The 13,638-nt window shown below is 44.4% G+C and carries 20 protein-coding genes; 15 read left to right on the top strand and 5 right to left on the bottom strand.

Going from position 1 to position 13,638, the window contains the following annotated elements:
- Positions 1–23: 23 nt before the first annotated feature.
- The 10 genes from groES to QUA01_RS19530 all read left to right on the top strand — a co-directional run bounded on the left by groES (position 24) and on the right by QUA01_RS19530 (position 5,093).
- Positions 24–335, top strand: coding sequence for a co-chaperone GroES (gene groES, locus QUA01_RS19570; protein WP_194008182.1), 312 nt, complete (start codon positions 24–26; stop codon positions 333–335).
- 136 nt (positions 336–471) lie between these two features.
- Positions 472–2,112 carry a chaperonin GroEL gene (gene groL / locus QUA01_RS19565; protein ID WP_194067944.1) on the top strand — a complete coding sequence of 547 codons (1,641 nt, stop codon included), beginning with the start codon at positions 472–474 and terminating at the stop codon, positions 2,110–2,112.
- A gap of 184 nt (positions 2,113–2,296) precedes the next feature.
- Positions 2,297–2,497 (top strand): DUF6888 family protein, encoded by a 201-nt coding sequence (locus tag QUA01_RS27490; protein WP_442921572.1) that lies wholly within the window; start codon positions 2,297–2,299, stop codon positions 2,495–2,497.
- Complete coding sequence (locus QUA01_RS19560) at positions 2,494–2,706, top strand: DUF6887 family protein (RefSeq protein ID WP_333092181.1); 213 nt, start codon at positions 2,494–2,496, stop codon at positions 2,704–2,706. Before QUA01_RS27490 ends, QUA01_RS19560 begins: the two co-directional genes overlap by 4 nt.
- Before the next feature lie 91 nt (positions 2,707–2,797).
- Positions 2,798–3,157, top strand: coding sequence for a hypothetical protein (locus QUA01_RS19555; RefSeq protein WP_333092183.1), 360 nt, complete (start codon positions 2,798–2,800; stop codon positions 3,155–3,157).
- A 27-nt stretch (positions 3,158–3,184) separates the two neighbouring features.
- The gene (locus QUA01_RS19550) at positions 3,185–3,550 is read left to right on the top strand and encodes a hypothetical protein (protein WP_333092184.1); all 366 of its coding nucleotides are present in this window, start codon (positions 3,185–3,187) and stop codon (positions 3,548–3,550) included.
- Between the two features lie 87 nt (positions 3,551–3,637).
- Positions 3,638–4,132 carry a hypothetical protein gene (locus QUA01_RS19545; protein ID WP_333092185.1) on the top strand — a complete coding sequence of 165 codons (495 nt, stop codon included), beginning with the start codon at positions 3,638–3,640 and terminating at the stop codon, positions 4,130–4,132.
- A complete protein-coding gene (locus QUA01_RS19540; RefSeq protein WP_333092186.1) occupies positions 4,086–4,565 on the top strand; it encodes a hypothetical protein in 480 nt (159 codons plus the stop codon). Before QUA01_RS19545 ends, QUA01_RS19540 begins: the two co-directional genes overlap by 47 nt.
- Positions 4,566–4,641: 76 nt before the next feature.
- The gene (locus QUA01_RS19535) at positions 4,642–4,740 is read left to right on the top strand and encodes a glutathione S-transferase N-terminal domain-containing protein (protein WP_333092187.1); all 99 of its coding nucleotides are present in this window, start codon (positions 4,642–4,644) and stop codon (positions 4,738–4,740) included.
- A gap of 32 nt (positions 4,741–4,772) precedes the next feature.
- Entirely contained in the window at positions 4,773–5,093 is a 321-nt protein-coding gene (locus QUA01_RS19530) for a glutathione S-transferase family protein (RefSeq protein WP_333092188.1), read from the top strand.
- A 32-nt stretch (positions 5,094–5,125) separates the two neighbouring features.
- Here the strand turns inward: QUA01_RS19530 and QUA01_RS19525 are convergent, their stop codons facing one another.
- Complete coding sequence (locus QUA01_RS19525) at positions 5,126–5,857, bottom strand: TIGR04283 family arsenosugar biosynthesis glycosyltransferase (RefSeq protein ID WP_333092189.1); 732 nt, start codon at positions 5,855–5,857, stop codon at positions 5,126–5,128.
- Between the two features lie 241 nt (positions 5,858–6,098).
- Between QUA01_RS19525 and ubiG the strand changes: the two genes are divergently transcribed.
- From ubiG to QUA01_RS19500, 5 genes are all read left to right on the top strand, one after another.
- Positions 6,099–6,950, top strand: coding sequence for a bifunctional 2-polyprenyl-6-hydroxyphenol methylase/3-demethylubiquinol 3-O-methyltransferase UbiG (gene ubiG, locus QUA01_RS19520; protein ID WP_333092190.1), 852 nt, complete (start codon positions 6,099–6,101; stop codon positions 6,948–6,950).
- 383 nt (positions 6,951–7,333) lie between these two features.
- On the top strand, positions 7,334–7,660 hold the full coding sequence (locus QUA01_RS19515; RefSeq protein WP_194008199.1) for a cupin domain-containing protein: 327 nt from the start codon (positions 7,334–7,336) through the stop codon (positions 7,658–7,660).
- Between the two features lie 162 nt (positions 7,661–7,822).
- Positions 7,823–8,335: a flavodoxin FldA gene (gene fldA / locus QUA01_RS19510; RefSeq protein ID WP_333092191.1), complete on the top strand. Its 513-nt coding sequence runs from the start codon at positions 7,823–7,825 to the stop codon at positions 8,333–8,335.
- Positions 8,336–8,558: 223 nt separating this feature from the next.
- A complete protein-coding gene (locus QUA01_RS19505) occupies positions 8,559–9,296 on the top strand; it encodes an alpha/beta fold hydrolase (protein WP_333092193.1) in 738 nt (245 codons plus the stop codon).
- A 323-nt stretch (positions 9,297–9,619) separates the two neighbouring features.
- Positions 9,620–9,814, top strand: coding sequence for a hypothetical protein (locus QUA01_RS19500; protein WP_333092195.1), 195 nt, complete (start codon positions 9,620–9,622; stop codon positions 9,812–9,814).
- A gap of 57 nt (positions 9,815–9,871) precedes the next feature.
- Here QUA01_RS19500 and QUA01_RS19495 read toward each other — a convergent pair whose 3' ends face one another.
- From QUA01_RS19495 to QUA01_RS19480, 4 genes are all read right to left on the bottom strand, one after another.
- Positions 9,872–10,138, bottom strand: a complete 267-nt coding sequence (locus QUA01_RS19495) for a FeoC-like transcriptional regulator (protein WP_333092196.1) — start codon at positions 10,136–10,138, stop codon at positions 9,872–9,874.
- Positions 10,139–10,491: 353 nt separating this feature from the next.
- Positions 10,492–12,834, bottom strand: coding sequence for a Fe(2+) transporter permease subunit FeoB (gene feoB / locus QUA01_RS19490; RefSeq protein ID WP_333092197.1), 2,343 nt, complete (start codon positions 12,832–12,834; stop codon positions 10,492–10,494).
- The gene (locus QUA01_RS19485; protein WP_194067931.1) at positions 12,834–13,076 is read right to left on the bottom strand and encodes a FeoA family protein; all 243 of its coding nucleotides are present in this window, start codon (positions 13,074–13,076) and stop codon (positions 12,834–12,836) included. Before QUA01_RS19485 ends, feoB begins: the two co-directional genes overlap by 1 nt.
- Before the next feature lie 162 nt (positions 13,077–13,238).
- On the bottom strand, positions 13,239–13,607 hold the full coding sequence (locus QUA01_RS19480; RefSeq protein WP_333092198.1) for a FeoA family protein: 369 nt from the start codon (positions 13,605–13,607) through the stop codon (positions 13,239–13,241).
- Positions 13,608–13,638: the final 31 nt, after the last annotated feature.

The following is a 13,638-nucleotide window of genomic DNA, read 5'->3' as shown; positions in this document are numbered from 1 at the left end:
ATCTGTAATCTGGAGATTTATTTATGGCAGCAGTATCACTGAGTGTTTCTACCGTTAAACCTTTAGGCGAGCGCGTGTTCGTGAAAGTAAGCGCTAGCGAAGAAAAAACCGCCGGCGGCATCCTTCTGCCCGACACAGCAAAGGAAAAGCCCCAAGTAGGCGAAGTCGCGGCCGTGGGCCCCGGCAAGCGCAATGACGACGGCAAGCGCGTTGAAATGGAAGTCAAAGTTGGCGACAAAGTTCTCTACTCGAAGTACGCAGGCACCGACATCAAACTCGGCACCGACGAATACGTCTTGCTAGCCGAAAAAGACATTCTGGCGATCGTTAACTAATTAATCATCAGTCATCAGTCCTGCCGTCATCAGCCATCAGTTTAAAGCCAAGGCCGCAAAACAACTAATGACACAGGACAAATGACTAAAATCCCTCCCCAATCAAAAATCTCAAACCTTTTCATCCCCAAAAACTATGGCTAAGCGTATAATCTACAACGAAAATGCACGTCGCGCCCTCGAACGCGGCATGGACATTTTGGCCGAAGCAGTGGCCGTCACCCTCGGGCCCAAAGGTCGTAACGTAGTTCTCGAAAAGAAATTCGGAGCTCCTCAAATCGTCAATGACGGCGTTACCATCGCCAAAGAAATCGAACTAGAAGACCACGTAGAAAATACAGGCGTTGCCTTGATCCGTCAAGCCGCCTCCAAAACCAACGACGCAGCAGGCGACGGCACCACAACAGCTACCGTTCTAGCTCACGCAATGGTCAAAGAAGGTCTGCGGAACGTCGCAGCCGGCGCAAATGCGATCGCCCTCAAACGCGGTGTTGACAAAGCAACCAGCTTTTTGGTCGAAAAAATTGCCGAACACGCCAAACAAGTAGAAGATTCCAAATCCATCGCCCAAGTAGGCTCAATCTCTGCCGGTAACGACGATGAAGTCGGCCAAATGATTGCCAACGCAATGGACAAAGTGGGCAAGGAAGGCGTAATTTCCCTAGAAGAAGGGAAGTCTATGACCACCGAGCTCGAAATCACCGAAGGGATGCGCTTCGACAAAGGCTACATTTCTCCCTACTTCGTCACCGACACCGAACGGATGGAAGCGATTCTAGAAGAACCCTTCATCCTCCTGACAGACAAGAAAATCGGCTTGGTACAGGACTTAGTACCCGTACTCGAACAAGTAGCCCGTTCCGGCCGCCCGCTGGTGATTATTGCAGAAGACATCGAGAAAGAAGCTTTAGCTACTCTGGTTGTCAACAAACTGCGCGGCGTGTTGAACGTGACTGCTGTTAAAGCACCTGGTTTTGGCGATCGACGCAAAGCCATGTTAGAAGATATCGCCGTATTGACCGGCGGTCAACTAATCACCGAAGATGCTGGTTTGAAACTGGAAAACACCAAGCTGGATATGCTGGGCAAATCCCGCCGCATCACCATCACCAAAGACAACACCACAATTGTTGCCGAAGGTAACGAAGTCGCCGTCAAGTCCCGCTGCGAACAAATTCGCCGTCAAATGGACGAAACCGAATCTTCCTACGACAAAGAAAAGCTGCAAGAACGTTTGGCCAAATTGGCTGGCGGCGTTGCAGTCATCAAAGTCGGCGCGGCTACCGAAACCGAAATGAAGGATCGCAAACTGCGTCTTGAAGATGCGATCAACGCAACCAAAGCTGCTGTCGAAGAAGGCATCGTCCCTGGTGGCGGTACAACTTTGGCTCACCTGACTCCTCAATTGGAAGAGTGGGCTAATAGCACTCTCAAGGGCGAAGAATTGACCGGTGCTTTGATTGTGGCACGGGCTCTGGCTGCTCCTCTGAAGCGGATTGCTGAAAATGCTGGTTTGAACGGCGCTGTCATCGCTGAGCGCGTCAAAGAAAAGCCATTCAACGTTGGTTTCAACGCAGCGACAAATGAGTTTGTCGATATGTTTGAAGCTGGTATCGTTGACCCTGCGAAGGTAACTCGTTCTGCTTTGCAAAATGCCGCATCTATTGCTGGCATGGTGCTGACAACCGAGTGCATCGTCGTTGACAAGCCTGAACCGAAGGATGGCGCTGCTGCTGGCGCTGGCGGCGGCATGGGCGGCGGCGACTTCGATTACTAATTAATCGATAGTCGATCGTTTGATGGGGCGGGCTTTAGGGCCTGCCCTGTTATTTTGGTAACGGTTTTTAGCATAGGCATAACTTTAACTCTGAACGAAATTAACTAAACGCACAATCTATAAGGCCCCGTGCCTCTGTACTCAGCTAGGTTATACCCAAAAACCTAACCCCGCGTGACCGTTAATGAAAACTTTTGGAGTTAAAATGAACCTGCCAACTGCTGAACAAAGCATCATGTGTGTCATACTATGTCAATCCTTAACCAATAAATTCACCATCCCTGTTTTCATCCGCCTAGACGAGCGAACAGGTAATCTATTTATACTGGCAGGAGATAATATAGAGATAGAAATCGATCGCGATGGTTCGTCGAGGTTTTTGTGAGCGAGCCTGAATTTAATAGGATGACTAAAATAGAGCTAAGAGCTTATGTCATTGCTCACCCCAATGATAGAACAGCGTTTCATGCCTTTGTTGACCGTTTTACCTCTGAAGCCTCAACCAAGACGTTTGACCTCCCGAAATCAAGTGCTGAGGTTGAGGAAGTTGACATCTTGGTTAGACAAAAATTAGAGCAACTGAAGACGAGTTAGCTCTAAAAAAGCGATCGCCCCTTGCCTGAAATGGTGAGGTATTTTTTTTTGCGATACAATCAAGACAGCAATTAAAAATCGTGATTGAAATATGGTAACAAGCTTAAATGTATTGCAATCCCAACCATCTAGCCAATTGAAAGTGACACTCCTGTTAGAAACTCTCTCATCAGGACAGGTTTCTGCTTCTGTTTTCGAGTTTCCGCACTGTCGAGTTGAAGCAGCAACTCGGGAAGAAGCCATTACCCAACTTCAAACCACATTGTTAGAAAGACTTAAGCATATTGAAGCTATTTCCTGGGAAGTACCGATTCAGGCTTCAGAACCCACCTGGATGCAATTTGCGGGTGTGTTTAAAGACGATCCAGATTTTCAGGAAATTATGGACGAGATTCGTGCCGAACGCACCTCTAGCGATGACTCTGAAATCGATCCCTCATACTACCTGTAGAGGTAATTTATAGGATAGTAAGCTAACATGAATCTATCATTTAAAGATTTAAAGTTTATTATAGAAGCCATTGAACATCAAATCAATGCCTATCAAGAACGTTTGCAAGTAATTGAAGATGTAGATGTAGATGAGGATGAGTCTGCCGATCTAGGGAACGATATTAAATTTTTAGAGCTTCTCCACGCAGACATGAAGAAAAGTTTAGAGCATAATATTTCAGTCAAGCCTTTAAGTTCTGATGATGTTTTTTCGCCCGGTCGAAATGATAATTCTTCCGAATATGCAAAAGAATTAATGAAATTAACGCTTAATTTGTCACTTAGCGAGCGACTATTCCTAGTAGAGGCGATTACCGCATCTGTGGGTCAGGAAGTCACAATAAGTAAATAATCAGCCAATTACAGGATTTCCAGAAGTTTGTTGTGATGATATACTCAGAATGACTGATTAATCGTAAAGTGAGCAGAGGTCAGACAAATGTCAGCCACCATCACAATTAGCCCCAGCGAAATTCGGCAGATATTTCAGCCCCGCACGTCCAGCGCTTCAAGGTTTTGGGAACTGGCTCAAAAAGCAAACAATTTAGCTGTGATAGTTGAGGCTCGTTGGGAGCAGATTCCCGCTGACACGCGAGAATTACTCAAAATTTTTGCCTATACTTTCATTGAACCCCCTCAAGGAATTAAAGAGAGGTTGCTTAAATTTGTGGGGCTTTTTTCTTTGGCTATCGCTTTACCTTGGATTGTACTTAAAGGTGAACTCGATAGTTTTGTAGCTTATATTAACGCCTTTAATAGACTTATTAATGCGATTTTGAGTGGAATAGAAAGGGAAGATATTGCTTATCAAAAAGCACTATCTGAAGCTCTGGAACAGACTTTTACAGAGTTAGAAACTATCGAGGCGATGACAGCGGAGGAGGCCTGTGAACGGATCAGAGCAATTTCATATCAAGCTCTCGAAGAACTTTGATAAAACTCAGCAAAAACTGATCCGCGATCGCTATCGTAAAAATCAGGCAGGATTAGTAAAATTTGTCGAATTACTCCAAAAATTCCTCAGAATTTTGAGCGTTGACCCCCGTCCCCGTCCACCGTTGGGACATTTAGAACCTTGGCCAAAAAGCAGTAGCCGTGATGGATGGGAACTGTGGAAGTTGGAGTTTAAAATGCCTCAGCTTCGCGGAGCCGCTGAACAGGGGCGACTTATATATTTGTTAGATATTACAAAAAAAGAAGTTGTGTTGCTGTGGATTTACACGCACGCAGAATTTGAAAAACGCCCACCGGATCAGAATCTAAAGCGTTTATTGCTCGAAATTATGGATAATTATGAAGTTTCCGATGAAAGTAAAAATTTAGACGACAGTGGAGACGATGAAACTGGAGAGGATAAAGTTGAATAAAATAAATCAAATGACAGTGAAGGTGCATAATCAAAATGTGGCTTCTATTACCTTTCAATAACCACCCCCACCATTTATGAAACTTTACCATAGTCCCATTTCCCCCAACTCCCGCCGCGTGTGGATCGCCATCATAGAAAAAAACCTCAACTTTGAATTGGTAGAAATCACTTAGACGGCGATCGCTTAGATCCAGAATTTGTCGCCATGAATCCTTTTCACCGCATCCCTGCTTTGGTCGCTGATGACTTCACTGTCGTCGAGTCTATAGCAATTCTTGACTATTTAGAAACAAAGTATCTCGAACCGGCAATGCTGCCGAAAGAACCGAAAGATTTGGCGGGTGTGAAGATGGTAGAATTGGTCACGGTTAACGAACTTCTGCCGGGACTTGACCCCCTCAGCAGTGAAATAATGGGATGGGGAATTCCTGAACCACAGGTAATCGAAAAGGCTAAGGAAAAAGTCGATACTGTGTTGAAATTCTTTGAAGGTTTGTTGGACGATCCTCTTCGAGGGCTTCGCTAACGCGCATTTTTATGGCCCTGCACAATTACCTGTCAGCGAATTTCTTCATAAAACAGTTTGAGATACCTCGCTGAAACCCCAAAACCCCACAAAAAACCGATCGCCAGATAGATGGCAGTTGCTTTAAGTTCGCCCCAATGCGCCACCCGCCGATCGCTACTTTCCACCACCCGATTTACTAACTTAAGTCTCCCCCGGCGCGCTAACTTCAAACACAAATCCGCTTCCTCCATAATTGGCAGCGCCGCATCGAAACCCGCGCCTTCCCAAAAAACAGTACGGCGACAAAAAATAACCTGATCGCCAAACAACAAGCGCAATCCTTTAAAAAATAAATGAGGTCGAAATAACAGCGGCGCGTAGTAAGTTTTTAGATAATTGTGCAGCGAAAAACCCCATCTTGTTTGCTGCGAACCAGCCATCACCGAGATAAACCCGCCTCCGACAATTTTAGCATCGGACAATGTTTTCTGGATGACTGCTACAATGTCGTCAGGAACTAAAGTATCGGCGTGGAGAAAGCACAGAATTTCACCGGTGGCGGTTTCTGCACCTAGGTTCATTTGCGCGGAACGTCCGGCTATACTGCTAGAAATAACTCTAGTGATGGCCGAAAGTGCGATCGCCACTGTATCGTCTTGACTGCCGCCATCTACCACTAACACCTCCCAAGCCGGAGGATTGAGAATGCTGAGTTGGCGCAAAGTGCGTTCCAGACAAGTCGCTTCATTGAGGGCGGGAATGATAATAGAAACGCGATTCATCTGGTTGAAATTCATGCCAAAAGTATTATACTAAAACATTGTGACGATTCGCAACAAAACAGAAGACCGGGCAGTTAAAACCAGGTCTATACGAACCAAACCCTAGCATAGTGGGTTGAATACCGGGCGGTTAAAATTACGTTGTCTTGTTCAGTCTGCAGACGCAAACGAAAGTTTTTGTCAACCTGGTTTCAACCGCTGTCTGCATCTATATCTTCCACTAATTAGGACTAAAAAAATCGTGCCAACGAAAATAGAAGTAAAAAACGATCTAGAATTTTACGACGAAAATGCTGATAATTGGTGGGACGAAAATGCTAAAATCTATGCTCTCTACCATCTAAATAAACCCAGATTTGAGTTTTTTGACAGACACGCGACTAATTGGCAAGGGCTCAAAACCTTGGATGTCGGGTGTGGCGGCGGTTTTTCCTGCGAGTTTATGGCCGAGAGGGGCGCTGTGGTTTCTGGAATAGATCGATCGGACAAGTGCATCGTAGCAGCTCAAAATCATGCAGTTACCAGCGGTTTTGAGATTGACTACAGGCAAGGTTTTGCCGAAAATATGCCCTACGCGGACAATACCTTCGATGTCGTCATCTGCGTAGATGTTTTAGAACACGTTGCTGATTACAAAAAGGTTGTGTCAGAGGTTCACCGAATTCTCAAACCCGGAGGACTTTTCTTTTTTGATACCATCAACCGAACTTTTTCTTCGCAAGTTGTGATGATTGGGCTGATGGAAAATATTTTGCAAGAAATTAGGCGCGGCGTTCACGATTGGGAAAAGTTTATTACCCCGGAGGAACTGTCTGCAGTAATGCGAAATACTGGTTTTGGGAATATTGAAATTAAAGGTTTTGATATGTTTGGAGAAATGGGTTATGTTTTAACCGAAATGCACGGTTTTTGGGAAAATCTGACGGGGGGAAAACAACTATTTCCTTCCCTGGCGAGTTTTCAACAGGTTTCTCAAGTGCTACTTTCTAATCTCGCTAACTATGTTGATTACAAAAAGTCTGGGTTGTTTAAAATCCAAATTAATGAGGATACGTCGATTATGTATGTTGGCGTAGGGGCGAAGAATAATTAGTCATCAGTCGTTAGTCATCAGTTGTCAGTCGGTAGGGGCGGTGGAGGGTGCGTGCGGGCCCTCTTAGCTTAGCAGTCATCAGTCATCAGTCATCAGTTATGAGTTAGCTGCTAGTGATAACTGATGATTTTTTATAATTAACTGCAAATTATTGCCAAGTATTTGGCGAATGAAGTGCGATCGCCCCTCGCAGTCCGATCGCCCAAAAACACCGCCATATCTGAACTTTAGGCTGGAATCGCTGCTCGTGCATCTAGAGCAGCCAATCTTTGTAACAAATCTTAACATAAATTAATTGACAAAATATCTAAATTGCATGGTAGCTTATTGAATATTAATTGCAATAACTGCCGGAATTTAACAGTACCTGGAGGTCAATCACCGTGACAGCAGCAATAGTTTCCGCGTCAGCGTCGCGAATCAGCGACGGACAACCAGCCGATAGCCAGAAACTGATGAGTTTGGGTAAAAATTCTGAAATACCCGACCTCGATCGCTCCAAAGATATCACCCTAGCGGTTTTAGAAGGAGTGGGAACTCTCACGGTGGGCGATCGAACAGTCACTTTAAAGCCCGGAGTATTTGTGTTTGTACCCGCCGAGATCCCGCGCACTCTCAAAGTACAAACAATGCTGAACTTGTTACTAATTGACTGCGAACCAGACCCAGATCTGAGCGAATCAGCTTGGTTAATGAATTTTCAACTTTAACCAAATGAAAAAACATTGCCCTTGCTGCCTTGACTCTCTTATTTCTCAGGTTCGCCACAATCGCACCTACTGGTTTTGTCTCAATTGCAGGCAAGAAATGCCAATTTGTGAATCGAAAACCAGAAATATCAAGCACTATCAAATTTCACATTCGGAGTAAAAATGTCAAAAGCAATTGGTCTGTTCTACGGAACTACTACTGGTAAAACTGAGTCGATCGCTGAAATGATCCGAGATGAATTTGGCGGCGATATCGTGACTCTTCACGAAATCGGTAGCATTGACAATGATGATTTTGCCGAGTACGAATGTCTGATTATCGCTTGTCCGACTTGGAATATCGGCGAACTGCAAAGCGACTGGGAAGGTTTTTTCCCCGAACTGGATGATATTGATTTTAGCGGCAAACAAGTAGCTTATTTGGGAACTGGCGACCAAGAAGGCTACCCGGATAATTTTATGGATGCAATGGGGATTTTGGCTGAAAAAATCTCGGAACAAGGCGGCGAAACAGTCGGTAAATGGCCCACAGACGGTTATGATTTTAATGAATCTAAAGCTGTAGTCAATGGCAAGTTTTTGGGTCTTGCTATTGATGAAGACAATCAATCGGATCTGACGGAAGCGCGAATTAAATCTTGGGTATCTCAACTCAAGAAAGAATTTAGCTTGTAGACTGTTAGGGTGTATTTTAAAACTAATTTTTTCGCTCCTGATCCCCCTAAATCCCCCTTAAGGAGAACCACTTTGAGGGGATTTTCGCCCCTTTTTTTTTGAGTCGGGGAGATAAAGGACGCAATAAAATACGCCCTAGCAGTTGAAGTAAGGTGCGCGGACGCACCCTACATTTAAACGTTATGCTTAAGTGATAAATAACTCTATCTCCAACTGAAAATAGATGAAATTTAGTTCAGATGATGTGCTTTGGTTAAGTGTAAGTCCGAGTTTGCTATGCTTCGATGGCTCGCTGCTTTCTTATTTAAATGATTCTGTACCTGTGCAAGTATGGGAATACCAGCAAACTGAAGACGAAGGTTGCTCTTTGGATATGGCTGTTGAACTGTTGCACGATTTTTTAACAATGCGCGATCGCCCAATTCATCTCATCGGCCACAGTACCAGCGGATTAGTCGGTTTAATGTATGCGCGCCGCTATCCTCACAAAGTTAGTTCTTTAGGACTTTTAGCTGTCGGTTTGCCATCTTCTGTTAATTGGCAAGCACATTACTATACGCATCTTGCAGCTTTTCCGTGGAGTAGCAAACAAGTTTTGACTCAAATGGTGGACGATATGCTGGGATGTCAAAATCAAAGTATTAGTCAAAAATTTATACCATATTTTGAGGATGACTTAGCCTGTTCTCCTTGTCCTCACTCCTTATTTAGGATGAATAATTCCCGCGATGAGGGTGTAGAAGTACCTTTGTTGATATGCAGCAGCAAAACTGATTTTGTGGTATCTCCTATTGTGATGCGCCGCTGGTCAAAATTTCTTAAAAAAGGCGATCGCTTTTGGGAATGTCCAGACGGGCGGCATTTTTTCCATCACTTCTATCCAGAACAAGTCGGGGAAGAAATATTGAACTTTTGGCTATCTCTACACAGTCGGCAACCGGTTTTAGATTTTAGATATTAAGGGTGTATCGCTACCATCAATCAAAGTTATTAACAGATTTTGGCCTGAAAAGCAATCTACTTGCCTAATTTCCCCAATTTAACGAGGTATCGATTGCTTGAAAGCACTACAGGTGCGATCGCACTTCCAAGCATGACAATTACCGGGGAATGTACCATCACAACTTAATGAGTATTACTTGCAGTAACCATATGAATAAAAACAAACCTGCGGGCAGACGCAAAAACAGCCCAAGAAAGCTGCAACCCTACTTCCAAGAACCTTTGAGCCTGATAATTATCGTACAGTTCTGAGGTTTTTCCGTCAGCTTATTGCTATTGGTGATGCACACAGTAAAAATCGGATTTGCCAACAGCCTCGAAACAGGAGTGCGTAAGGAAGTTGAAAATCAAGCAGCTTTTGCAGTGCGAGACTTCAAAAGTCGATCGAATATAGTGCGAGCCTCCCCGATCGCGAGTTGTACAATACGCGAGTTCTTGAAGCGATCGCACTATAATAAAAAAAAATGCTTTTTGTAAAACTGAGATGCTCCCACGATCATAGTTCTTTCTAAAATCTCTAATTAATTAATTAAATTAATGGCAATTTGCAGAAACTGGTTCCTCTACAGGTGCTGATTGATCGGGACTTACCCACACATAAATCTCGGTAGCATCCTCGTTGCAACTGTGACATCCGCCGCACTTTTTCGCCTCTGCCATTTTCCTGATGCGGCCTTTACGGATGAGGCGGTTGAGCATTCCACGCAAAGCATCGCCATCCATGCGGAAATGGAGTTTTAAATCGGCAAGAGAAGCTCTTTTGTTGTCAGCAATAAACTGTTGGATATCGCTTAAAATCATGGTCTTTATCCTTTCTTTTTCGTAAAATGTTGATGCGAATATTAGTTTGGGGCGGGTTTATGAGATTTTTGGTCTTTTTTTGTAGGTAGTTGGTGAACCCCACCCAACAGAATTTTGGGATGTTGTTTTTCTGAATTTATTGGTTAATAATTTTATGGTTTGTAGGGGCTGGTTCACAGACAATTTATAGCAAAAATAAATAATCTTGTAAACCCGCCCCACCCAAAAGACAATCTCAGCTAGAATTTTGCTTGTCCGAATCAATCTATTTTGTAAGGTGCGGATATGTGAGATTGCGATCTTGATTTAGGGATTTTTGATGGCTCCGCACCCTACAATTTAATAAATACTAACTACTGACTTATTGCTTCGCGCCGTTTGGGACGCATTGCACCAGCCATTTTTAATCCTGCCAGTGTCAGGGCCATAGCTATTGCTAGTGTCACTACCCAAATAATTGAAGATTCTGGATGCTCTGCGTAGGTCACAACCTGATAATAGAGCACCGCCGCCCAATAAGCTAAACCAGTAGTCCAAGCACAGGCGAATATTGTCCAACCTAAATTAGTTTCGCGGTACAATGCAGCCGTTGCCGAAACACAAGGAAAGTACAGCAATACAAACAATAAGTAAGCAAAGGCTGCGTGATTGGAACCAAATCTTTGCGACATTTGTCCGTAGGTGCTACTAGAAATACCTTGATCTTCTTCTGCCTGTTTTTGGTCTGTGATATTGGCGGAACTTAAGCCTAATGGGTCAAAAAGTTGACCGGGAAGTTTTGCGATATTCTCTGGAATGCTGAGATATGCTTTGCTAACGCCACCCCAAAAACTGAAGGGTTCCTCTGGTTTTTCTGGTTCTGCACTTGCTGCTTTTTCTTCGTCGGATAGTTGGGTGTAGAGAGAGTCTAAGGTGCCAACCATTACTTCTTTGGCAAATACTCCTGTTAGTAATCCGACGGTGGCCGGCCAGTTTTCTTTGGTAATTCCCATCGGAGTAAATATTGGTGTTGCTGAACGGGCAACTGCGCTCAAAATTGAATCTTTGCTATCTTCTTTGCCGAAGGAACCATCGGTGCCGACGGAGCTCATGAATCCGAGTACAATTACCATGAGGACGATCGCAATTCCCGCCTTTTTGATAAAAGCCTTCAGTCTGTCCCAAGTCCGCAGCAGTACGCCTTTGAGTTTGGGAATGTGGTAGGGCGGCAGTTCCATAACAAAGGGTGCAGCTTCTCCTTGCAGGATGGTGTTTTTTAAGATTAATCCGGTGAAGACTGCTGCTAAAATTCCTAATAAATAAAGCCCTAATACCATGTTCTGCCCGCCGACTTGGAAGAATGCGCCGCAAAATAAGGCGTAAACTGCTAATCTGGCGCTACAAGACATGAATGGATTCATCATAATCGTCATCATGCGATCGCGCTTATTTTCCAATGTCCGCGTCGCCATGATTCCGGGAATATTGCAGCCAAAACCTACCATCATCGGTACAAAGGATTTGCCGGGAAGTCCGACAAATCGCATTAATCTGTCCATGACGAAGGCTGCCCGCGCCATATAGCCAGAGTCTTCCAACACTGACAAACACAGGAACATCATCCCAATTTGAGGAATAAAAGTCGATGTAGTTTGAATACCGCCACCAGCACCTTTTGCCAGCACTCCGATTAACCATCCAGGGGAATTGAGGCTTTCTAAAACCTGAGCAAAACCATCTACAAAGATTGTTCCTAACAAGATGTCAAAAAAGTCGATAAACACTGCACCAACGTTAATCGAAATGGTGAACATTAAGTACATCACCATCAAGAATACGGGGATACCTAACCAGCGATTGAGCACAATTTGATCGATTTTATCGGAAATGTTGGTTTTGACTTCTCTGGAAGATTCTACTATGCCTTGGGTGAGGGTGCGGATGTAGGTGTAGCGGCTGTCGGCGATGATAATATCTAAGTCGTCATCGAGGGTTTCGTGGACTCTGCGGCGGTGGGGGACGACTATTTGTTCTAAGTCTTTGTTTGCGAGTTCTGGGGCGACTTCATCCTGATATTCTAATAGTTTCAGGGCTGTCCAGCGGGCATCTACTTGACGATTGGGGCTGTGTTGTTCAATATGCGGGATGAGTTGGACGATCGCATCTTCGATCACAGCCGGATAAGCGACATACGCAGATGGTGCGATCGGCTTTTGTAGCGCTTTATTCACAGCATCCCGCAACAGAGACACTCCGTCATTTGACGAAGCACTCATCGGCACAACCATACAGCCCAATCGTTCTGCAAGTTTGTTAACATCAATTCGGATGTCCCGTTCTTTGGCAACATCCATCATATTTAGCGCTACAATCATCGGCACGCGCATCTCTAAGACTTGGGTGGTGAGATACAAATTGCGCTCTAAGTTGGAAGCGTCAATAATATTAACAATCACATCTGCTTCGCCAGATAGCAAATAATCTCGCGCTACCAATTCATCAAGGCCCGTATCTCCATCTTCGGCATCTATAGAATAAACTCCCGGCAAGTCAACAATCGTAATTGGTAAACCATCATGAGTATATTTTCCCTCTTTGCGTTCGACGGTTACTCCCGGCCAGTTTCCCACTCGCTGGTTAGCACCTGTCAAAGCGTTAAATAAGGTAGTTTTTCCACAGTTGGGATTGCCCACCAATCCAATAATTTGCTTGGCCATTATTTCATCTCCTCTACAAATAGGGTTTTGGCTTCATCTTTCCGCAAACTGAGCTTGAAACCCCGCACTAGGATTTCTACGGGATCTCCTAGAGGTGCGTGGCGAGTGACAGTAAATTCGGTTCCCGGTGTCAATCCCATTGCTAACAATTTGCCTTTGTAGCCGCGGGCTGTTTTTTCATAGCCAACCACTTTGCCTGTGCTACCAACAGCTAAATCTCCCAATTGTATTTTGTCGTTCATTTGTTGTTTTGATTTAGCCTAAATTTGTACAAATTCAATCAACTTGTTGAAGGCAGCAACCCTCTCAGCATTTGTGAATATCTCGATTTTTTCTGATGCCCCCGGCAGTTAAAAAAAGGTTCGCAAATCAAATAGGATTGCTGTAGATTTATGGCACTTTTCCTAATTCGTACACATAATTTTTTGTGCCATACCTGCGCCCAAACCGATGCGGTTTTCGCCAATTGCCACAATCACTGAACCGCCGGAGTGGCTGATAATTTGAAGTTCGGTACCGGAGACAAATCCCATGCCGATGAGGCGACGCACATAGCCTTCTGAACCCCTGAGTGTGACTATTCGCAGCTTTTCGCCGACGCTTGCCATTGCTAGGGGGAATGATTTACTCTTGGCTGAGTCTGGTTGAACTTCTATCTGAGCTTCTGTGCTGTTTTCGGTTTCTGAGGCTTCTGCTGTTTTTCCATAAAAGGTAAAACCCTTGAAATGTCCGGGGTTTGACTCTTGGTTTTGTTGGCTGTATTGTTGTTTCATCTGTTTTGGAAGTCGATCGACTTTAGTAACT

The sequence above is a fragment of the Microcoleus sp. S36a_B3 genome, from assembly GCF_036700745.1.
In the GTDB taxonomy this organism is placed as follows: Bacteria; Cyanobacteriota; Cyanobacteriia; order Cyanobacteriales; family Microcoleaceae; genus Microcoleus.
This window is presented reverse-complemented; position numbering and strand designations above follow the sequence as displayed.